This is a genomic window from Acinetobacter sp. Ac8 (assembly GCF_055392545.1).
In genome coordinates this window covers 3,796,950-3,817,154 of sequence record NZ_AP043689.1, presented here as the reverse complement: position 1 = coordinate 3,817,154, position 20,205 = coordinate 3,796,950, and the positions used below count along the sequence as shown (strand labels likewise).

The following is a 20,205-nucleotide window of genomic DNA, read 5'->3' as shown; positions in this document are numbered from 1 at the left end:
AAATTTCCACAATACACATTATGCGAAACTTTAAATAACTTAAGGTATCAATGATCGAGTTATTTCTTGCCCTAAACTCCTAAAAGTGGAATCAGGGCTGGGTAAAGAAATCACACATTGGGTCATTGATACTGTTGCTAAATATAATGAGTGTAGTACTTTGAATTTTGCGAAGAATAAGGTTCTTAAATAGGGCTTTATTCTCAGGAATAATTTTGGAATAAAAAACTACCCAAAAAGCAAAAAATGGAGTGTATTTAAATGTGTTTTAAACTATTAAATACATAACTTGTTGTGATAGCAATATCTAATTCCTTATAAAACACAATAAATCAAAAACAAACGCAACTAATCATTTACACGAAAATATTCACGTTTGTCAGGTGGCGCCCCATTCGCCTCAAACAAGATAGCTAATTTATTTTTATCAATTTTTAAGATTTTATACTTTACGATGAAGTCACTTTTAGAAAATCTATCTGGTGGAAATACAAGAGTCAATACATTATTTGAGATTGACCATTTAAAAGCAGAACGAGGTATGTAGCTAGGTTCCAATGAGCTTTTAAATCCAGTACCATCTACAATAAACTCATGTAAACTATCCTCTAATTTTGAACCCCATTTCCCCACAATAAGCTTTTCATAACTCTCTGTAATATTAGTTGGTTGTGAAATAGTTTTATTTGTAGTGGCAACATTTTGATTGGGTACATCAAAAAAAATCCATTCTGGGAAATACCATTCAGGTTTAGCTAGTGGCTCTCCATTAGGTACTCTAATGACTGTAGGTAAAGATGTATCTACATCCTTAGGGTCTAAAAAATAAGAGTGAACAGCCCCAAAGCCAGTGTTTGGCGTTTGTGTGAAATAACGACGGTGATCCAAAAATATACCAGGGAAATAATTACTTACTCCTGAGGTTAATTGCCCTAATTTATTGCATATATAGCTTTTGAATGCAATACGGTGAACAAACCAACTTTTATCATCTAATTTTATCGCTTTATTATTTGAATTCTGAACTTTCGCAGAAACTTGATATTCATCAAATAAGAGATCTGGGCAATCTTGATCCTTTATAGTCCCTATTTTTTCATAACTATAGCTAAGCGACACACCATTTTCATTGTATAGAGTTACCTCTTCAGCAAAGCAAGGTGAAGTAAACATTACCAATGAGAGAGTTAGAGTTTTTTTCATTTTTAAAATTTCCTTTTTTTTAAAATATTATATGATTTTTTATTTGTTGTATATTTTTTATTCTATATTTTAACTTCACAGTGCTAAGGCCATAAAAATTATACTCAAAATATTATTACTTTTAAAAATAAGCTCTTCGACTTATGTGAATGATGTTGAGCTTTGAATGAAGCTAATAGTGAAGGTCTTAAGTAAGGGCTTTATTCTAGAAATAATTTCGGTATAAAAATTAACCACAAAGCAAGAGTCAGAGTGTATTTAAATATGTTTTAAACTATTAAATAATATAATTACATAATTAAGACGAGTTTATATGCAAATTATTCATGCTTATGGTTGAGAAAAAGTTAATATCATTTGAAAGATATTGATAGTATTGTTTTTGTATATTAAATGTATTTGAGATGATAATGGGTATTTATAATATGGTTATTTTGAGCTTATTAAGCGTAATAATGTTTTTATTGGTTTATTTGGAATTTTTGAATTAATAAATGGCATTTTAGTAAAAACAACAATAAAACTTGCGTATCGAATATATAAAATCATTTTTTATAAAGAATTAATCACCTACTTTCAACAACCCATCTCAACTTAAAATCACTTAACTTTAATCATCACATTCTTTGCAAAATAATTCTTAGACAACATATCCCTACTCATAGACCACTTACGATCTTTAAAGTAACACGGGCCAACAGAAATCTTAGCTTTGCCAAACTTTGTTTGAATTTCCTCATAAGCCTGCATCAAATTTTCATTTAATGTTCTTGTTTCATGATCTGAAAGCAGGTCGGGAATATGATTTGATTTCTAAATCAGTTAAGAACAGAACACTTCACACTTCTTAACTCAATTATGTTTGTGAATAATTGACCTAAAAAAACATGAGTATATAATTATTATAAACTAAATAAATTAAGGTCTAATTTGACATGAAAAAAATTATGTTGCCGTGTTTAATGGCTGTAACTATGTCTTTGGGTACTTTAGAAGCATACGCAACTCCTGTAAAACCGATTCAATTTGCAAAAGGTTCAGTTGGTACAACTATTTCTGGTTCGTTTAAAGGATCAGATGATGTGCAGTACAGTATACGCGCACAAGCAGGGCAGACTTTAGATTACAAGCTAACTAGTAATAAAAATTTAGCTCAAATTAATATCTATGCTCCGGGTGATAGACCTGGTACAGCTGAGGCATTGGTTATTGGATCTATCACAGGTACAACAGGTCAATTTTCACTTCCTCAATCTGGTAATTATTTAATTCAAATTTACCAAATGCGCAATACAGCTCGCCAAAATAAAAATGTGAACTACAAACTTAATGTGAGTGTAGAAAATTAAATAGTACTCATTACTTTAAATTCTGAATGCAAGTGATGTTCTGGGTGCTGCTGCTCAGTTTAATGTTTGGAATAAAGTTAAGGGCAAGGTTTAGTGAATTGTCGTGCGAAAGAACGAAATTTGTTTTAGAAAGCCCTTTAGGGGGCTTTATTGCTAAAATTAAAATCTGTCAACTAAGATTTATTGCTATAACAAAGATTTGTCAACCAAACACACTCACTTTTCACAATTAAAGTGGCTTTTTTAACATCGTATTAATTACATTTCTTTTGCCCATCTATTTGCAGACAAGTACTATCAGGAGTCTTAATTGGATTTATTGTGTCAGGAGTACTTTTTTGATCTAGTTTGGCTAATTTTAACTCCCTTGCTTTTTCCATTGCTTCTTTTGTTGGCATAGTCGTATTAGGTCTGGCTCTATAGGCAACAATTTTATTTATGTCATCAACCCTTCCTACTTCTTGACCATTTGGTGGTACTTTACGAGAGTATTTTACATTCCCTTTATCATCTATCCATTTATAAATGTTTTTGGCATAAAGCGTTGTGCTATAAAGTGAAAAAAGTATAAAACTAATCTTTAAAGTTTTCTGTAATACACTCATGCGCACCTCAATTTAATAATTATCTAAAGTAAAAATAATTTAAATATTATTGCAAGTCTATAGCTCCTCTAAGATTAGAGCATTAAATTTAATAACTTTACTACTTATAAAACCACTCACCCGAGTGGGTTTTTTATTGAACCAAATTTATAAGCAATGAACAATTTATATTCCGATAGGATCTAGCACAAAACTCAGCGCTGACAGCTTGTCAAAGCAACTCAAAATTGCAAGCAGTCGCTTGTCCAGGGCTACCAAAGAAACCATCATTGAGTACACCAATACCAACAATGACATACTCCAAGACTGTATCACTGAATATCGAACAATGGCAGAAAAAGCTGATGGACACGCAGCTGATGCAGAAAGATTAATAGAGTCGTGGCCCTCTGAGTGAGGGCTAATTAGCATAACGGCCATTATGTTAAATGAAGCAATTTATCTAAGTATTTGTGTATTATATTTATAAAGTTCAGTAGTAGATAAAGCTCGCATTAATGCGACAGAACTTGTAAGTGTATTACGCCAAAAGGTGACAAAAGAACGCCGCATAGCAATTGAGGTTATTTAGTGAATAAAAGAGAAGGTATTTTGAAAGAATTTCGTGATCATTATAATGGTGATCATAATACTAATTTTCGTCGGCTAAAAAAAATCATTAAACCATTGATCAATATTGGTGATGCTGAAGCTTTGCTACTATTTGGTATTTTATTAAATAGTAGTGATAGTCATTCTAGAAAAAGGCGATCAAAAAAATTGATAGAAGCTGCTGCAAAATTAGAATTTCCACCAGCAATTTCAACTTTAGCAGAAATTTATTTTAACGATGGTAATTATTCAAAGGCTTACGCTCTTTATTATAAAGCTGCTGATTTAGGAGAGCAGCATGCGTTATATGTACTGTCCGCTGCGTTAAAGTTTGGAATTGATGGAGTGGAAAAAGATTTAGAGAGTTCTCAAGAATATGAATTAATTGCAGAAAAAGCAAAAAAATGGGATTTTATTTTTGGATATACTGATGAATAATTTTTTTAGTTAAGTATGATAATTTGTAAGATTCACTAAAATTACCATAATACAGCTTATACGAAATATTAGATAAATTTTCAAGCATATGCTATCGCACAGACTTTGGCTCAACTTTCGAGAAAAGAGCGATATCATAGATCTGTTACAGATTCTAGTCTAAATAGAACTAGTCAAGGTAAATGCTATAATAGATTGAAATCTGCTGGAGCAACACATTTGGGTTATGGCTGTGAGTGGTAAAATAACTGGATAGAAGACCACCCAGATGGACATAGTCATTTGCCTGGAGAAGCTCACCATGATTGTCCTCACTTATATGTTTATAAACGGTATATCAGTAGGTATTGTTCAATCTAAGAGGGGATCGTTTTGATTAAAGCTATTATCATAGATGAAGGCATTTACATAAATGGAGAATTATCTCCTTTTAATGCTTATAGATTATATTTTGAAGATGATAAAGGAGAGAGGAGTATTGACAAAACTTATTTTTATACTGATATAGAAATGAAAAAGGGGAAAATTCACTGTGGAAAAGAAGCTTTTTTTGATATACCTAATGAAATAGTTAATGCTCAATTTAAATTTAAGTATGGTGAATATTTTAGTCAGTTTACAACTGTTATCATGAATCCTAACAAGGAGTTACAAAAGAAAATTTTAGATTTTAATCATGCTAATAGAAGTAACATTCTTAGACTAAGATATAATAAGGAACTGCTTTTTGTTCCTATATTTACATTAAATGAATTAATTAAAGATACTGATATAGTCTTTATTCAAGAACATTCCAACTGTGATTATGGAGCAAATTTTTTGTTCTTTAATTCTTTGGTTTTAAATTCAAAAGAATATGTTATTAATTTATTTAATGAATATGGGTTTAATGTTGTTGATAATACAAAAAATATTAAAACCTGAGAGGGGTAATATTTTATTTAATAGTTTTTTAAAGTTAAGCTAATATACCTTATGTGAAATTATAGATAATTTATCACATCACCAACCGAATCACACCTTGCCCTAAACTCTTAAAATTAGAGTCAGGGCGGGGCAAAGAAATCACGCTTTGGATCATTGATACAGTTGCTAAATAGCTTTCTTTAAATGATTTTTCCTAAATCAATTTGTCTATATAATCAAAGCTAATTAAAGATGGGATAAAACAAATGAAAAAAATAATCTGTATTTTGATTCTCAGTTGTAGCGTAGTTTCAAGTTTCAGTCATGCCTGTGAATCGACTTCATTAGACTGGGAGAAATTTTATAAAATCTATGATTCAAATAAAAATGGTACTTTTGAACTTAATGAATTTCTAAAGGTTAAAGATTTTGAACCATATTCTTGGCCAGATGATAGACGGTTTCAAGGCAAAGATAAAAACATTAAATTATTTAAATATCTAGATGAAAATCAAGATGGAAAACTTGTAGAAGATGAGTTTGTCAAAATTTACGGTTTATTTCCTGACCCTTGCGTTAATTGGCCACATAAAGCTTGGTGGAAATTTTGGTAAGTGATTCAAAATATATATCCTAAAGTGCGTCAGAATACGACGTTTTGTTTTTATAATGTTTTGATTTAATAGTGAGGAAATGATGGTAAAATTAAGAAAGAGGATCTGAGTTCAATTCGGAAATCGGAAACCTAACTCAGAATAAGTTTTAAACTGTCACAAAAAATCATTAACTATCAAAGCGGTGTGTTACACATAAGTTACACAATACATATCCTAGACAATAAATATTTAATATATATAATGAGTTAAGGCTTTAATTAAACTCCCGCCATCTCCACCAAATTTGTAAATCATGATCTATCACTTAGTTGTACGATGTATCATGAAACTTAATAAAGCCTTGAAATTTAACAGTTTCAGGGCTTTTTTAATGCCTGAACATCTATCATGGACATAGACAGGCATTATTTGAAAATCACTTATCTATTTTACATATCGTTTAATTAATATTTGCTAGCAATGTCCAAGTCGATCAAAGCTAATTTAACTTTCATAAAATGAAAGTTAAGTTTCCATAATTAATGTTCTCGTATTTTTTTAATCCACCTAAGCTACGTCTATACCTTTAATAAGTTATGGAGTGGTAAATGAAAGGGAAGATTGCTTTAGAAGAACATTTTGCAATTCAAGAGACACTTGGTGATTCGGAACGATTCTTTGTACCAGATGTTTGGAGAACTAAGCGGAGCCAATTACTCGATATAACTGGTGAACGTTTACGCCGTATGGATGAAACGGGTATTGAATACTCAATCATTTCTTTAAATGCGCCTGCGATTCAAGCGATTGCAGATCCGAAAAGAGCTGTTGAAGTTGCAAAAATTGCAAACGACACCTTAGCGGAATTAATCGCTAAACATCCTGATCGCTTCGGGGCTTTTGCTGCATTACCATTACAAGAACCAGAAGCAGCAACAAAAGAACTCAATCGCTGCATAACAGAGCTTGGTTTTGCGGGTGCTCTAGTAAACGGTTTCTCAAATTTAAATAACGATGAAACAGCAAAATATTATGATGCTGAGGAATATTTAGATTTTTGGGCTGAGGTTGCTAAACTCGATGTACCATTCTATTTACACCCGCGTAACCCACTTTTAAGTCAGCAATTGGGTATCAGAGATCATCCTTGGTTAATGGGTCCTGCATGGTCATTCTCAGTTGAAACAGGTGTACATGCGCTACGTTTAATTGGTTCAGGTTTATTTGATAAATACCCTAATATTAATATTATTTTAGGACACCTAGGCGAGTTAATTCAAAATAATATTTGGCGTACATCGCATTGGGCTTCAGCGAATGGCCGAAATCCACTCGGTGTAAAAGCAGAAAAACCATTTATTGATTATTTCCGTAAGAATTTTTATTTAACAACAAGTGGTAACTTCCGCACAATTACCATGAAAAATGCAATTGATGAAATTGGATCGGATCGCGTTTTATTCTCAAGTGATTATCCATTTGAAGATATGGAAGAAGCGACACATTGGTTTGATCATGCCGAAATTGGTGAGAATGATCGAGAAAAAATAGGTCGTCATAATGCACACAAATTATTCAAGTTAAGCATTTAAAGTAGCTCAAGCCAATAACAACGATTGTTATTGGCATTTTTAATGCAGTAAAAGGATTTTATGATGAAAATAATACTAGATATACAGCAAGCCGTTGATACTAGAAAATTATCTCTGCAGCAGTGGATAATATTTATACTTTGTTTTTTGGTGATTCTAGCAGATGGGATTGATACGGGGGTAGTCGGGTTTATCGCTCCTGCATTGTTAGATGATTGGGGGATCACTAAAAATGATCTACGCCCAGTAATGAGTGTTGCCTTAATAGGCATGGCGATTGGAGCAATATTTGCAGGAATATTAGCCGATAAGATTGGACGAAAATGGGTCATTATCGGTTCTGCATTTATTTTTGGTGTTTTAACAATCCTGACAGGTACTTCAAATAACACGACTGAAATGGTGATATATCGATTCCTAACGGGATTAGGACTTGGTGCTGCAATGCCAAATGCCGCAACACTCGTATCTGAATATATGCCAGCACATCGCCGTGCATGGATGGTGAATTTATTATTTTGTGCGTTACCGCTTGGTATTACGATTGGTGGTGTTTTATCAGCAGGTCTGTTATCGAATCATGGCTGGAAAATGGTGCTCTATATAGGCGGGGCTATTCCTGTAGTGGTTGCCGTTGTATCGATTTTTCTTTTAAAAGAATCGCTACATTTTTTGATTAAAAAACAAGGACAAGTCGAAGCATTAGAAATTGTAAAAAATATACAGGGTAAATTTATCGATGCACAATTAGTTCCTGTTAAAAGCATAGATGCTGATTTAAGTGAAAAAAATACCAATCCCGTTGGTCTTGTCGTCGGCAAGTTTATTCTACCCTCTGCAATGATGTGGCTCTGCTGCTTTATGAGTTTATTGGTATTTTATGTACTTACAAGTTGGATGCCCTCGCTTCTTAAGGAATCAGGATTTACACCAGAACAGTTTAGTTTAGTCACAGCAGTTTTCCCATTTGGTGGTGTTGCAGGAACAATCCTCATTGGTTGGTTTATGAGTAAATATGACGTGAATAAAACCATCACTTTTGCATATTTTATATCAGCCGTATTATTCGTCATAACAGGATTTCTTACCCAAAATATTTATTTACTCGCATTGTTTATTTTCTTAGCAGGCGCTGGTTTGGTTGGCGCACAATCCTCATTGCCATCTTTAGCTGCGATATTTTATCCTGCAGAATACCGTGGAGTTGGTGTTTCATGGATGCACGGATTAGGCCGTTTTGGTGCTATTTTCGGGGCATTTTTCGGCGCTTATATTTTCACATTTAATCTCGGTATGAGTGGTATTTTCTTCGTACTTGCAGTGCCTATTTTAATTTCGGCACTAGCGCTTTATTTGAAAGGGCGTTATTCAACGTCTAACGTGACAATTCCTCAAACTTCAAAAGTTTAAATAAAAAAACAATAACGACTACCTCAATGATTTTCAGGTAGTCAGGATTTTTACACCTTAAAGATTAAAGTAAAAATAGGTACATATCATGAAGAATATATTTTTTCTTGGATTAGTCGGCTTCACGACTACGCTTCCCACAATTACAAATGCTGAATTTATCAAAGATCGTAAAATCTCGTTAACGACAAAAAATTATTACTTTGATAGAGATTACATAAATAATGTTCCATATCCTGCAGCAAGAGATTGGGCTCAAGGTTTTATCCTCAATGCTAAATCTGGATATACCGGCGGAAATGTAAGCTTTGGCTTGGATGTTCTTGCTTTAGCAGGTTTTAATCTTATGGGAAATAATAAAGATTATGCTGCTTCAGGTTTATTGCCTGTGGATAGAAACAATGAGCGTCCTGATCAAACAGGAGAGTTGCGTTGGACCCTGAAAACCAAAGTAAGTGATTCGACAGTTCATATCGGGACACTTTCGCCGATGTTTCCAGTAATTTTTTCAAGTCCTGCACGGTTATTCCAACAGAATTACCGCGGTGTACACTTGCAGTTTAATGAAATAAAAGATCTTAAGCTTCATGGGTTATATGTCGATCGAGTCAATCATAGGGACTCAACGAACTATGAAAAAATTCGTATAGGAAATATCAATGGCCGATTTAAAACAGCTGCTGAGTCTTCAGGCTTATATATGCTTGGTGCTGAATATCAATTTAGTGAAGGCGTTAAAGCAGATCTATATCACGCAAATTTGCATGATGTATATTATCAAAATTTTATTGGTATCAAAACCAAACATGATGTCGGAATCGGTCATGTTCTTGGAGATTTTAGAGCGTTTCTCAGTGAAGATGCTGGAAAAGAATTAGCAGGGAAAATAGACAATCAGCATTTAAGTGGGATTGTCGGTTTAAATATTCATAATCATACATTGAGTTTAGGATATATGCACTCTTTAGGCGACACCGCAATGCCAACATTGGGGCATGCGGAACCCGCATTATTTATGGATAGTATAAGTGCTGATTTCACCAATCAAAATGAAAAAGTTATCAGTGTTCGATATGACTATGATTTTAAAGATACTGCTTTAGATGGTTTAAAATTTATGGCGAGATATAGTCAAGGAACTGATATCGAAATTCCTCGGTTAAAGGGTGAGTTATTTGAAGAAGATTCTTATGATTTTGATCTAAATTATCGTATACCTCGTGGAATGCTCAAGGGTGTTGGTATCCGTGCTCGTTATACGCGTTATCGTAATGATTTACCTAATGAGAGAATCGTATTCAGGCCTGCCAATGAAACAAGGGTCAATATTGATTACACGTGGCAATTTTAAAGCATAAAATAAATGGAATGTTATCTGTGGTTCACTTATAACATTCCAAAATTCAATAATTAATATTGTCTTTGATAAAGTTAATAAAATCTTTGACGACCTCTCTCTTTTTTAATTTTGAATACACCATGTAAAGCGATAATTCAGATGAATGATTGTCTTTAAAACACTCAATTAATATACCATCTTCTAACTCTTGTTTGACCTCGTGATATAAACGATATCCGATACCAAATCCTTGAATCATCCATTGGTGCGTAACTTCAGCATTATTACTCTTTAAATAAGGGTGTACATGGACTTCAAATATTTCGTCATTTATGCTGTATTTCCAATCTTGATATATGTGACGATTTCTTATTAGGCAAATGCAACGATGATTGAGTAAGTCTAAGGGATGTGTAGGATAGCCAAATTTATTAAAATATTTGGGGGAAGCACAGAATATACGTCTAGTATCGAGTAAAACCTCTGAGTTGTAGATTACATTATTGGGTTGTTCGAGTTGAAAAAGGATATCGAGTTCATTTTCCACAAGATCCATTTTCGAGTCAGAAAGAATGAGTTCGATTTCTAGATTTGGATGCGGTACGCTGAATTTTGCTATTAAATCACCTAACTTACTACGCCCAAGATAATTTAAGCTACCAATACGTAATTTACCTGCAAAAGAATTCACATTTTGAGAAACTTCGTCATGAACCTGTTTCATTAAAGATGATATGTAAATACTACGATCTAGTAATAATTTACCAGCCTCTGTTAAATCAAATTGTCTAGCAGATCTATTCATAATCCTCTTACCATAAAAATATTCAAGTTTTGCTAACTTTCTACTTACTGTCGGCAGGGGAATATCCATTTCAATCGAAGCACGCGTCATTGATTTTGATGAGGCTAATGTTATAAAAAAATCTAAATCACTAATTTCATCTTGCATAATTTGCTTTCCGTAGCATAAATCAATTTAATTTTTGCATAGCACACGTCTGTCCAAAATATAATTGATGCTTTTTAAAATTAAATTTGAAGTGTTGTTAACTTTTTCATTTTTTTCAAAAATCACATTTTCATTAAAATTTAAAAATAACGATTTGACTTGCAGTGGTCATTATAACAGTAGTTAGAATGAGTATGAGGAAAATTAATATTTTGAAAAATATAAGTTTAATTTAAAAACTGTAAATAAAATTGAATAAAAAGTGTTATGGCTAAATATGCCATAGAAAAATATGATTCTTTTAAAACTAAATCAAAGAACTTCTGTATTGAGCAGTATGGTAAGTATTTTTCATTAAATACTCAGCCTGTAAAGCAAAAAAAAGAGGAGTGCGCACAAATAACATTCAATAAATTAGCAAGAAGGTTAGATAAATACTGCGTGACCAGTTTCAACACATTAAAAACGGTGTAATAAGTACGATGTATTTTAGATAATTTCTCAATATGACTAAGTTTATGATATTTATATGTTTTAGTTAAAATGCTTCTTTTTGACATTTTTTCTGACACTTTCTTTGACATTTTTTTGATATTTTTTATTAAAAAATTGACTAAATAACTGAAATACAATAATAATGATTTGACATTTTCTTTGACATTTTTTCTGACAAAATATGCCTGAACAAAGTAAAACATGGATAGATGAAACGACGTTAAAAGTCATGACATATAAATCAGGCTTTTTTACTTTTCAATTGGGTTTTGAACATACTCAAGTCCAAGCGATGCTCAATCGTGTCAATGATTCACAAAAGCGCTTTAACAAAACCCCAAGTTTACCCTTAATTATTGACCAAGTGCAGGATAAGGTATTAGCAAGCAGTATTTACAGTACCAATACTATTGAGGGAGGGCAATTTACAGAACAAGAAACTGCAAACATATTAAAACAGGACCCTAAGACTATTCAAAAGTCAGAAGAGCGAAGACTGACAAATTTAAAAGAATCTATTGAATGGATAAAAAAATCCAGTTCTAAACAGTTAAAGCCTGTAGAAGGTAAGCCTTTTGAACTTTCTACGATGTTTCAATTACATACACTAGTATCTCAGAATTTAGAAGAGCAACATAATCCAGCAGGGCAGTTACGAAATAACCAGCCAACTCAAAAAACAATAGTTGGTAATGATTCTCATGGGGGAACCTATCGACCACCCAAGTGCATAGAGGATATTGAATATCTTATTCAGGCGTGGATAGAATGGTTAAATAGTCCAAACGTAATTAATCAACCAGCGATAATTAGAGCAGGGCTAGCACATTATTATTTTGAGCTAATTCACCCATTTTGGGATGGTAATGGACGTACTGGGCGTCTGATTGAAATGTTTATTCTTGAGCAGTCAGGATATCGGTTTAGTTCATCTGCTATTTGGAAGTATTATCAAACGAATATCCATGAATATTTTGCTTTATTCAATCAGTGTAGAAAACTAGCTGATAAAAAGGAAGATAACCCTAATCAACCATTTATTGAATTTATATTGAATGGTATGTTTGAAACAATTGAATATCTTCATGATGAAAGTAATAAATTAATCGGATATTTGCTTTACCAAACAGCTTTAAATAACGCTAAATTTAGGAAGGAAATTTCAGATAGACAATTCAATCTTATTCATAATGTAATGCGAGTGATGAGTGAAAGTAATAAATTTTTGTCAAAAGCAGAACTTTATCGTATTCCACAAATCCAGATTTTATATGATAGAAAAACCGAAAGAACATTTTATAGAGATATTGATAAGCTTGTTGAATTAAAATTTTTATCTGAGCAGGATGGATTGATCGTTATGGGAAATTGATTAATAAGTGAATCCTTTAATTTTTTGTATCAACAATTTCAGCGCTTTTTCATGCCTAAATATCTATCATGGACATCTACAAGTACAATTTGAAAATCACGCACATTACAAATAAGGTATGATACGTAGCGATGACTTTCACTATTTTGAGTTGAGTATACTTGATGAAAAAAATATTAATGTTGCTGATCAGTCCTGTAATTGCTGGTTCTGTGTATAGTGCTGAAGATTGGTCGAAAAAACCTCAATCCTATGTATTTTTACAAAATGAAGAACCTCAATATGGGAATAACAATAGTGAACATGTTGATTTTTTTGAGTTGTCAAAGCAACAAGAGCAAGATCGTATCGCTCAACGTGAGGTAAATGTCGCAAAAATGTATGAAAGTCGGGCAAATACTTCTAATATGAGTCCATTTGAAAGATCTCAATATCTTCTGAAAAATAACGATACTTATGCTTTGAATGCACATGAAAATGAACAGCAGTTAAAATCATTGCAAAAGGCACGCAATAGAGGGGTAATTTCAGAGCGCGATTATCAACAGAAAATGATTAAGCAAAATCAGATGCCTTTAGAACAGAAAAATAATCAACTTAAATATTCAATCCCTGTAGGGGAGTGATGATAAATATCTTTAAGTGTGATAGGTGTTGAACGAGTTTTTTTAATTACTTATTTTTATAAAGAAGTACCTCAAGGTACTTTTTTAGCACATTAAAAATTCAACTTCGCTACAGGTTGAAATCGTGATAAGCAATTCTATAATCTTTCGTTATCTTTGATTTAAGTTTTTATCATAGTATTTACGAATCATCCGTATCTCCTAAAAAACATTAAGTTAAAACGTAATTATATTAAAGGGTTAGAATAAAAATAAACTAACTCTGGATCACCATCATCAAGATTTTCTATGTGCCCGCTCGCGATAAATCCAGAATTTAGTAATAATTGCTGCATTGCCAAATTAGATCGATTAGTTGTGGTAAAAAGCTTCGGATGTTGGCAGTTAGCCTTTAATACATTCAGTAATGCTCGTCCCGTACCACAGCGACGATAAGGTTCTCCGACCATCAGCATCTCAATAAAACCGCATCCGAAAAAATGGTAATTTAGAACGCCGTAGCCCATTACTTTTCCATTTTTTTCAACAAGAAAGCAGACACCCTGCATACACCAATTGTGGATTTGCAATATTCGCTGCGGATCGTGTGAGGCAACACTGTCAATAGCGATTAAGTCTTTAGTGTCAGTTTCAGTCGCTAGGCGAATAAGTATATGTTCATTTATATCAGTCATTACGCTATTCACTATAGCAAAATATATAGACCAATTTAGAATTATGGTCGTGATAAGAAATTCTAGATAGTTTCTTTATAGATCAATCGCCTAATAATAGCCTTACCGCAAAAATTAGAATCAGGGCAGAGTAAAGATATTTTACTTTGAGGTATTGATACTATTGCTAAGCACAATGAGTCTAGGGCTTTGAATCATACGAAGAATAAAGTGCTCAAGTGAGCCTAAATCAGATATAAGCTCATTTGAACTTATAGGTTTAAGCTACTCTATTTCTTCTTTTTATCGCAACCGATCACTATGGCATCGGTGATGATGTTCGTTTTATCGGTGTACAGGGTGATATTGCAAAAGTAATCGATAACAGTCCGATTTTCTGTATATCCAGTCTTCCGATATACTGGTTCGCTACCAACTGGCATTTGGCCAACCACGCCGCCGCCACCGATTCCAACCATGGTCGTCTTTTGGCCAATATACTCAACACCTGTCTGCACGAAAACTTTTTCTGGTGTTACATGAGTCTGCACTCGATTCCACCCATAGAAGCCACCACTACCATACGACGATGGACCTAGACCATGATCAGGTTTGCCAAATATTTTAAATGCATTACTGGCTGGTTGCCCGACTAGTTTTTGTGCAGCCACTTCGACTTCATTGGGTTTGGTGGCCAAGGTGGCGCAAGCGCTGATACTAAGCACCATGAGGGTGATACAACTATATTTGAATAAAGGCATGGAAAAGACTCCTGAAATAATCAATGTTATACGTACAGAGCAGAGCGAGATATTAATTCATCATAATTTATTATTTGGTATATATTTCACACGATTATATCGCATAATTATTGATAGTCAAAAGCCCATCCCCACTGAAATAGTTGGGTGTCAATTTTCCTCTACTCATAGTCCATTGCTGATCTTTTTAAAAGGCGAGATCCTCGTATTGAGAACTGTTTTGGATAAACTTTATTATGTTGGGTTTGTTAATCAATATATTGATTTAATTGGAAATATTTCATAAATATCAAGTTGTGGTGAGCACGAACATCAGAATAAAAATAAGTAATGCCAATTCAAAATTTGAGTTTAGTGATGAATTATTCTAAGATTTAGAACAACTAAAAGTTAACTTATAAATGATAGATATTTCACAAAATAATTTACGGCATGGATGAAACAATTATGGCTAAATACAATAGACCGCAGATCATACAATTTTTTATATCGTTAATTTCTCTTACTCTATTTTCTTTAACGATGTCAGGTGTTGCGCATGCTGAGGGGAATTGTCCTCCGGGCTATTATCCTGTTGGTGGTCAAGGTGTACAAGGCTGTGCGCCTATTCCGAATTATGGAAGCAGTGGGGGATATTCAGCTCCAAGCTACCGGACTCCAAGCACAGAAGGTTATGTCGCTTCGGGTACAAATGGTGTAATCGGTGTTGCTACTGCAAAAATTTTTCGTGGAAAGTTAGAAGAGAAAGCATTACAAGCTTGTGAAAAAAAAGGTGGGACTGATTGCAGAATTTGGTTTACTTATGATGACAATCATTGCGCGACTATAGGGCAAGCTGAAGGAACAAATAGATTGTATAAAGCACGAACAACGGCGGGTGAAGTAAGCGATGTTGTTCCAATGTTAGTCCCAGGAAGTAGAAAAGCTTTAGGACGGAAGAAAGTTTTAGAGGCGTGTCGTTATGATGGCTTCCCAGAGGCTCAATGCAAAATTATTTATGAAGATTGCCGTAGGCTTAATCTTCCATAAGCATTCATTACCTGTTCATCTGTAGGGTCAATCTGTTCACGGGAAACCTTACATGTCTTTTGATTTTTTAAAACAAAGCACTTAAGCTTTTTCCGTAAGTTGAATTTTCATCTTTATCACAAAGACTACTAAGAGCAACTACTCGATTATATTCTAGTAGTTGCTTATAGGTGGTTTTTAAAAATGAAGTATTCAGGTTTTAAAAGGTATGATTGTAATAAAGTGCAATACGGTTCTCAATATAATCTTTTGACACAGAATTTTTATAATCTGCATATAACCATGAGATACCCAAACCTTTAAACTTTTGCTGTTGGAAATCATAATTTAAAATCAGATCAAACTCTTTTTCAGTACCATTATTACCTGTGGCTGTTTTAATATGATCACCATTATAATAACGAATGATACTTTTTAAGCCATTTAATGGTGTGTCCTTAAAGTCATAATCATAGCGAATTTGCAAAGACCGTTCATCCTGTTGCATAAAAGTGCCCACCGACCAGTTAGCAGAATATACTTGTGGAACCCAATTTGCTAAAAGAGGAAAGGCATTGTCACCTGTAACATATTTATAACCCAGTCCAAAGGTGTGATTCCCATGGTTTAGCATGTGAATAGTGGCATAGACTTGATTATCAATATTTCCTTCCAATGCATTCCCAGATTCCTTGGTATCAAAAATATAGAAATTTGATTTTAAATGGGTTTTTTTATTGAAATCATGTCTAAGTTCATAACTTAAAAAATGTTGATCATAAATGTCTTCTAATTTTGCATAAAAATAACGAACTTGTTGCTTGTTAAAATCATAATCAATTCCTGCAAAATCTAAAGCATCTGCTTGAGCTTTATTTTTTCCATTGACCAGATGAAATTTAAAATAATCTTCTGTATTACGACCACTGACTTTGTTTAAACGTCCAACAGTGATTTTACTATTGGCTAAATCCGTTGATTCTAAAATACCACCAAGAAATGTGGTAGGGAGTTGCATTACCGCATCGGTATGGACAATAGGTAATTTTGGCATAACTTCACCGATTTTGAGTTCAGTTTTGCCATATTTAAATTTTGCTGTTGCACCGAGTTTTAGTTGATCTTGTGCTTGTTGTTGTTTAACAGCGTCATAAGGCATGATGTTATCTACAATATTTTTAGCTGAACTTAAACGATAAGCATAGCGTGCAGATAGATCCAAACCGAGTTGTACTGGTGTATCGGTATAACCAGAATTGAGGTTGAAGGTTGCGGCTTGTGACCAGTTGTTTAAATCTTTACTATGAGCATCGTCAAAATTACGATCGAAATAGAAATTTTTTAAATAAAGATTGGCGGTTGTATCTTTAATAAAATCTGCATGAGTTGCTGAATTTAGGCAATAAGAAGCCAATATACCCAAAAGGATTGTTTTAAGTTTCATGTTTTCTTCCTGAAAATATTTTAGTTTTGAGTTCGGCAGCTGAAATTCCGCTTTCAGACAGCCATTGGTTTATCACATCTGTTTTTTGATATCGATTATTAAGAAAATCATTCTATTTATGCAGTGATTGCAGTCATATTGGTTAATGGTGCATCAGTTAAAGACTGTAATGTCTCAAAAGAAAGTCCATTCACCATTTCAATCACTTTTAACCCATCAGCAGTTACTTCAATAACACAAAGGTCAGTGTAAATACGGTCTACACAGTTTTTCCCTGTTAATGGATAACTTAGTTGTTTGACAATTTTTGCTTCCCCTTTTTTTGTGGTGTGTTCTGTGGTGATAAATACTTTCTTGGCACTTACAACTAAATCCATTGCTCCTCCCACTGCTGGAATTGTATCTGCCGTACCTGTATGCCAGTTTGCTAAATCACCATTTTCTGCAATTTGAAATGCACCCAGTACACATATATCGAGATGACCTCCACGCATCATGGCAAATGAGTCGCCGTGGTGAAAATAACTGCCACCATCCAGCATGGTCACCAATTCTTTACCCGCATTGATCAGTTCAGGATCTTCCATATCAGGCGTAGGCGGTGGGCCAAACGCAAGTAAGCCATTTTCAGAATGAAGGAAGACATCTTTATCTGCAGGCAAATAACTGGCAACCTTGGTTGGTAAACCAATCCCTAAGTTGACATAGGCGCCCTCTGGAATATCCTGTGCCACACGTTTTGCAATTTGGTCACGACTGAGTTTCTGGTAGCTCATATTATTTCTCCTTATCGCTTATGGGGCTGGCTGTACTTGAACAACGTGTTGTACAAAGATACCTGGAGTGATGATATGTTCAGGATCAAGTTCACCCAATTCAACTATTTCTGAAACTTGAGCAATGGTGGTGGTCGCCGCCATTGCCATGATTGGGCCAAAATTACGGGCAGATTTGTTGTAAATCAAATTTCCCCAACGATCAGCTTTGTGTGCTTTGATTAAGGCAAAATCAGCTTTAATTGGTAATTCAAGTACATAGTCTTTTCCATTGATATGACGAGTTTCCTTACCCTCCGTGAGCAGAGTGCCGAAACCTGTTGGAGTAAATACTGCACCTAAGCCCATACCTGCCGCTTGAATGCGACAAGCCAGATTGCCTTGTGGAACAAGTTCCAGTTCGATTTTTCCTGCATGGTACAATTCATCAAAGACCCACGAATCAGATTGACGAGGGAAAGAGCAGACCATTTTCTTGACTCGACCTGTTTTAAGCAGCTTCGCCAAACCATAGTCACCATTTCCCGCATTGTTACTGACAATCGTTAAGTCCTGAGTATCGCTTTCGATTAAAGCATCAATCAGTTGCGTAGGTTGTCCCGCAGCCCCAAACCCGCCAATGAGAATAGTTGCTCTATTAGGAATAGATCGAAGTAGTTCATAAGCTGAATGATGAATTTTGTTCATATTAAACCTGTCCTTTGATCACGAACTTTTGTGGCATTCTTTTTTGGGTGAATGTCAGCATGATGATCGCACCTATGAGCATCAAAACACTGCCATAAACCATGCCTGTTGCAAATGAATGGGTCAGATCTTTGAGAAAGCCAATTAAGAATGAGCTGACAATGGTTGCTGAATTACCAAAGGCATTAATAAACGCAATACCGATGGCTTTGTGATCAGTGGATAAGCTTTCATCGGCAAATGCCCAGAAAATCCCCATGGTGCTGAACCCTGCCATACATGCTAAACATAAGCCGATAATTTGCAGGATAGGTGTTTGTAAATAGGCAGCCATGAGCCAACCGATAAAACCAAAGAGCATTGGGAAAAAAGTATGCCAATATCTTTCTTGTGTTTTATCCGAGTGATAACACAGTAAAAACAAGGCAATGATGGTGACTAAATGTGGAATCGCGACAATGATTCCGTGGGTGACTGAATTTAAATTCGGTAGTGATGCAGAAACAATTTGTGGTACCCAAATATTGACCATTCCGCAGGTTGTCACAATACAGAAATACACGACAGCACAGCGTACCACTGAGCTGTTTAGAAATGCCCAAGTAGACGTTTTATTTGAAGCGTGAAGCAGAGTTTCAGCATGAACAGTAGGGTTGCTTTGACTGTGTAATTGAGTACCTTGCAGTTCTTCATCTTTAAGCGCCTGAATGAGAACTTGCTTTTCTTCTTCATTTAACCATTTGGCATCTTTAGGCGTGTTTGGTAATTTGGCATAGACCAAGAGTCCAAGAAAGACACAAGGTAATCCTTCAAGTAAAAACACCCATTGCCAACCTGTAAAGCCATACCAATTGTGTAAATTTAAAATATAACCTGTGACCACTGCACCAAACATGGCAGTAAACGGCATAGCCAACATAAAGATGGCATTGGCGCGCGAGCGATGTGAGGCTGGGAACCATTGGGTTAAATACAACAACATACCTGGCATAAAGCCAGCTTCAGCAATCCCAACAATAGCACGAATGATATAGAGTGACTTTTCATCAGTGGCAAAAGCAGTACAGCTCGAAGCAATTCCCCAAACGATGATGATGCTACCGATCCAAAGTTTCGTCCCAAATTTTTTTAACATCATGTTGCTTGGAATACCAAAGCAAATATAAAAGATATAGAAAATGGTATTGGCTAGACCAAAACTAAGTGCGGTTAATCCTAAATCTGCACTGAGTTGTTTACCCACAAAACCGATATTGATCCGATCTAAAAATGAGAAAATGAAGAGTATTAATAGAAAATATAGAAGCTTACGTCGTACTTTCTGTATGGTGTCTTCCAATTTTTTATTTTGTTCTGGCAAATCAGTTGCCTGAATTTCAATTTTTTGAGAATCCATAGTTTT

20 protein-coding genes and 1 pseudogene are annotated in these 20,205 nt (G+C 34.3%); 11 read left to right on the top strand and 10 right to left on the bottom strand.

What is annotated here, in order from left to right; translation table 11 throughout:
- Positions 1-348 precede the first annotated feature (348 nt).
- Together ACZ5QH_RS17960 and ACZ5QH_RS17955 are read right to left on the bottom strand one after the other, a co-directional pair.
- The gene (locus ACZ5QH_RS17960; RefSeq protein ID WP_303577554.1) at positions 349-1,203 is read right to left on the bottom strand and encodes a hypothetical protein; all 855 of its coding nucleotides are present in this window, start codon (positions 1,201-1,203) and stop codon (positions 349-351) included.
- 600 nt (positions 1,204-1,803) lie between these two features.
- The gene (locus tag ACZ5QH_RS17955; RefSeq protein ID WP_303577553.1) at positions 1,804-1,953 is read right to left on the bottom strand and encodes a DUF4113 domain-containing protein; all 150 of its coding nucleotides are present in this window, start codon (positions 1,951-1,953) and stop codon (positions 1,804-1,806) included.
- A 185-nt stretch (positions 1,954-2,138) separates the two neighbouring features.
- Between ACZ5QH_RS17955 and ACZ5QH_RS17950 the strand changes: the two genes are divergently transcribed.
- Positions 2,139-2,552: a DNA breaking-rejoining protein gene (locus ACZ5QH_RS17950; protein ID WP_303577552.1), complete on the top strand. Its 414-nt coding sequence runs from the start codon at positions 2,139-2,141 to the stop codon at positions 2,550-2,552.
- A 254-nt stretch (positions 2,553-2,806) separates the two neighbouring features.
- Here ACZ5QH_RS17950 and ACZ5QH_RS17945 read toward each other — a convergent pair whose 3' ends face one another.
- Entirely contained in the window at positions 2,807-3,157 is a 351-nt protein-coding gene (locus ACZ5QH_RS17945; protein ID WP_303577551.1) for a DUF4124 domain-containing protein, read from the bottom strand.
- A 196-nt stretch (positions 3,158-3,353) separates the two neighbouring features.
- On the opposite strand from ACZ5QH_RS17945, the pseudogene ACZ5QH_RS17940 reads away from it, so the two are divergent.
- The 7 genes and pseudogenes from ACZ5QH_RS17940 to ACZ5QH_RS17910 form a co-directional block, all read left to right on the top strand.
- A pseudogene (locus tag ACZ5QH_RS17940) lies at positions 3,354-3,554 on the top strand (hypothetical protein); the annotation flags it as partial.
- Positions 3,555-3,727: 173 nt separating this feature from the next.
- Positions 3,728-4,186 carry an SEL1-like repeat protein gene (locus ACZ5QH_RS17935; RefSeq protein ID WP_303577550.1) on the top strand — a complete coding sequence of 153 codons (459 nt, stop codon included), beginning with the start codon at positions 3,728-3,730 and terminating at the stop codon, positions 4,184-4,186.
- A gap of 372 nt (positions 4,187-4,558) precedes the next feature.
- On the top strand, positions 4,559-5,110 hold the full coding sequence (locus ACZ5QH_RS17930; protein WP_303577549.1) for a hypothetical protein: 552 nt from the start codon (positions 4,559-4,561) through the stop codon (positions 5,108-5,110).
- 248 nt (positions 5,111-5,358) lie between these two features.
- Complete coding sequence (locus tag ACZ5QH_RS17925) at positions 5,359-5,706, top strand: EF-hand domain-containing protein (RefSeq protein WP_303577548.1); 348 nt, start codon at positions 5,359-5,361, stop codon at positions 5,704-5,706.
- Positions 5,707-6,296: 590 nt separating this feature from the next.
- A complete protein-coding gene (locus tag ACZ5QH_RS17920; RefSeq protein ID WP_034614059.1) occupies positions 6,297-7,280 on the top strand; it encodes an amidohydrolase family protein in 984 nt (327 codons plus the stop codon).
- A gap of 63 nt (positions 7,281-7,343) precedes the next feature.
- Positions 7,344-8,690 (top strand): MFS transporter, encoded by a 1,347-nt coding sequence (locus tag ACZ5QH_RS17915; RefSeq protein ID WP_303577547.1) that lies wholly within the window; start codon positions 7,344-7,346, stop codon positions 8,688-8,690.
- Between the two features lie 88 nt (positions 8,691-8,778).
- Positions 8,779-10,041: an OprD family outer membrane porin gene (locus tag ACZ5QH_RS17910; protein ID WP_303577546.1), complete on the top strand. Its 1,263-nt coding sequence runs from the start codon at positions 8,779-8,781 to the stop codon at positions 10,039-10,041.
- Positions 10,042-10,093: 52 nt separating this feature from the next.
- Here the strand turns inward: ACZ5QH_RS17910 and ACZ5QH_RS17905 are convergent, their stop codons facing one another.
- A complete protein-coding gene (locus ACZ5QH_RS17905; protein WP_303577545.1) occupies positions 10,094-10,981 on the bottom strand; it encodes a LysR family transcriptional regulator in 888 nt (295 codons plus the stop codon).
- Positions 10,982-11,657: 676 nt separating this feature from the next.
- Here ACZ5QH_RS17905 and ACZ5QH_RS17900 point away from each other — a divergent pair.
- The gene (locus tag ACZ5QH_RS17900) at positions 11,658-12,848 is read left to right on the top strand and encodes a Fic family protein (RefSeq protein ID WP_096734988.1); all 1,191 of its coding nucleotides are present in this window, start codon (positions 11,658-11,660) and stop codon (positions 12,846-12,848) included.
- 164 nt (positions 12,849-13,012) lie between these two features.
- Positions 13,013-13,474: a hypothetical protein gene (locus tag ACZ5QH_RS17895; protein WP_105713440.1), complete on the top strand. Its 462-nt coding sequence runs from the start codon at positions 13,013-13,015 to the stop codon at positions 13,472-13,474.
- Between the two features lie 227 nt (positions 13,475-13,701).
- Here ACZ5QH_RS17895 and ACZ5QH_RS17890 read toward each other — a convergent pair whose 3' ends face one another.
- Both ACZ5QH_RS17890 and ACZ5QH_RS17885 read right to left on the bottom strand, forming a co-directional pair.
- Positions 13,702-14,148: a GNAT family N-acetyltransferase gene (locus tag ACZ5QH_RS17890; RefSeq protein WP_303577544.1), complete on the bottom strand. Its 447-nt coding sequence runs from the start codon at positions 14,146-14,148 to the stop codon at positions 13,702-13,704.
- A gap of 269 nt (positions 14,149-14,417) precedes the next feature.
- Positions 14,418-14,888 (bottom strand): hypothetical protein, encoded by a 471-nt coding sequence (locus ACZ5QH_RS17885; protein WP_303577543.1) that lies wholly within the window; start codon positions 14,886-14,888, stop codon positions 14,418-14,420.
- 447 nt (positions 14,889-15,335) lie between these two features.
- Here ACZ5QH_RS17885 and ACZ5QH_RS17880 point away from each other — a divergent pair, with 447 nt between their 5' ends.
- On the top strand, positions 15,336-15,917 hold the full coding sequence (locus ACZ5QH_RS17880) for a DUF4189 domain-containing protein (protein WP_303577542.1): 582 nt from the start codon (positions 15,336-15,338) through the stop codon (positions 15,915-15,917).
- Between the two features lie 199 nt (positions 15,918-16,116).
- Here ACZ5QH_RS17880 and ACZ5QH_RS17875 read toward each other — a convergent pair whose 3' ends face one another.
- From ACZ5QH_RS17875 to ACZ5QH_RS17860, 4 genes are all read right to left on the bottom strand, one after another.
- Positions 16,117-17,340, bottom strand: coding sequence for an OprD family outer membrane porin (locus tag ACZ5QH_RS17875; RefSeq protein ID WP_239045040.1), 1,224 nt, complete (start codon positions 17,338-17,340; stop codon positions 16,117-16,119).
- Positions 17,341-17,456: 116 nt separating this feature from the next.
- Entirely contained in the window at positions 17,457-18,116 is a 660-nt protein-coding gene (locus tag ACZ5QH_RS17870; RefSeq protein ID WP_303577541.1) for a 3-oxoacid CoA-transferase subunit B, read from the bottom strand.
- 18 nt (positions 18,117-18,134) lie between these two features.
- Positions 18,135-18,803, bottom strand: a complete 669-nt coding sequence (locus ACZ5QH_RS17865; protein ID WP_303577540.1) for a 3-oxoacid CoA-transferase subunit A — start codon at positions 18,801-18,803, stop codon at positions 18,135-18,137.
- Between the two features lies 1 nt (position 18,804).
- Positions 18,805-20,199: an MFS transporter gene (locus tag ACZ5QH_RS17860; protein ID WP_004817314.1), complete on the bottom strand. Its 1,395-nt coding sequence runs from the start codon at positions 20,197-20,199 to the stop codon at positions 18,805-18,807.
- Positions 20,200-20,205 lie beyond the last annotated feature (6 nt).

Excerpts from the sequence above, each read along its gene's own strand:
- ACZ5QH_RS17960 (WP_303577554.1), bottom strand. The coding sequence starts at position 1,203 with ATGAAAAAAACTCTAACTCTCTCATTGGTAATGTTTACTTCACCTTGC.
- ACZ5QH_RS17955 (WP_303577553.1), bottom strand. The coding sequence starts at position 1,953 with ATGCAGGCTTATGAGGAAATTCAAACAAAGTTTGGCAAAGCTAAGATT.
- ACZ5QH_RS17950 (WP_303577552.1), top strand. The coding sequence starts at position 2,139 with ATGAAAAAAATTATGTTGCCGTGTTTAATGGCTGTAACTATGTCTTTG.
- ACZ5QH_RS17945 (WP_303577551.1), bottom strand. The coding sequence starts at position 3,157 with ATGAGTGTATTACAGAAAACTTTAAAGATTAGTTTTATACTTTTTTCA.
- ACZ5QH_RS17925 (WP_303577548.1), top strand. The coding sequence starts at position 5,359 with ATGAAAAAAATAATCTGTATTTTGATTCTCAGTTGTAGCGTAGTTTCA.
- ACZ5QH_RS17920 (WP_034614059.1), top strand. The coding sequence starts at position 6,297 with ATGAAAGGGAAGATTGCTTTAGAAGAACATTTTGCAATTCAAGAGACA.
- ACZ5QH_RS17915 (WP_303577547.1), top strand. The coding sequence starts at position 7,344 with ATGAAAATAATACTAGATATACAGCAAGCCGTTGATACTAGAAAATTA.
- ACZ5QH_RS17910 (WP_303577546.1), top strand. The coding sequence starts at position 8,779 with ATGAAGAATATATTTTTTCTTGGATTAGTCGGCTTCACGACTACGCTT.
- ACZ5QH_RS17905 (WP_303577545.1), bottom strand. The coding sequence starts at position 10,981 with ATGCAAGATGAAATTAGTGATTTAGATTTTTTTATAACATTAGCCTCA.
- ACZ5QH_RS17900 (WP_096734988.1), top strand. The coding sequence starts at position 11,658 with ATGCCTGAACAAAGTAAAACATGGATAGATGAAACGACGTTAAAAGTC.
- ACZ5QH_RS17895 (WP_105713440.1), top strand. The coding sequence starts at position 13,013 with ATGAAAAAAATATTAATGTTGCTGATCAGTCCTGTAATTGCTGGTTCT.
- ACZ5QH_RS17890 (WP_303577544.1), bottom strand. The coding sequence starts at position 14,148 with ATGACTGATATAAATGAACATATACTTATTCGCCTAGCGACTGAAACT.
- ACZ5QH_RS17885 (WP_303577543.1), bottom strand. The coding sequence starts at position 14,888 with ATGCCTTTATTCAAATATAGTTGTATCACCCTCATGGTGCTTAGTATC.
- ACZ5QH_RS17880 (WP_303577542.1), top strand. The coding sequence starts at position 15,336 with ATGGCTAAATACAATAGACCGCAGATCATACAATTTTTTATATCGTTA.
- ACZ5QH_RS17875 (WP_239045040.1), bottom strand. The coding sequence starts at position 17,340 with ATGAAACTTAAAACAATCCTTTTGGGTATATTGGCTTCTTATTGCCTA.
- ACZ5QH_RS17870 (WP_303577541.1), bottom strand. The coding sequence starts at position 18,116 with ATGAGCTACCAGAAACTCAGTCGTGACCAAATTGCAAAACGTGTGGCA.
- ACZ5QH_RS17865 (WP_303577540.1), bottom strand. The coding sequence starts at position 18,803 with ATGAACAAAATTCATCATTCAGCTTATGAACTACTTCGATCTATTCCT.
- ACZ5QH_RS17860 (WP_004817314.1), bottom strand. The coding sequence starts at position 20,199 with ATGGATTCTCAAAAAATTGAAATTCAGGCAACTGATTTGCCAGAACAA.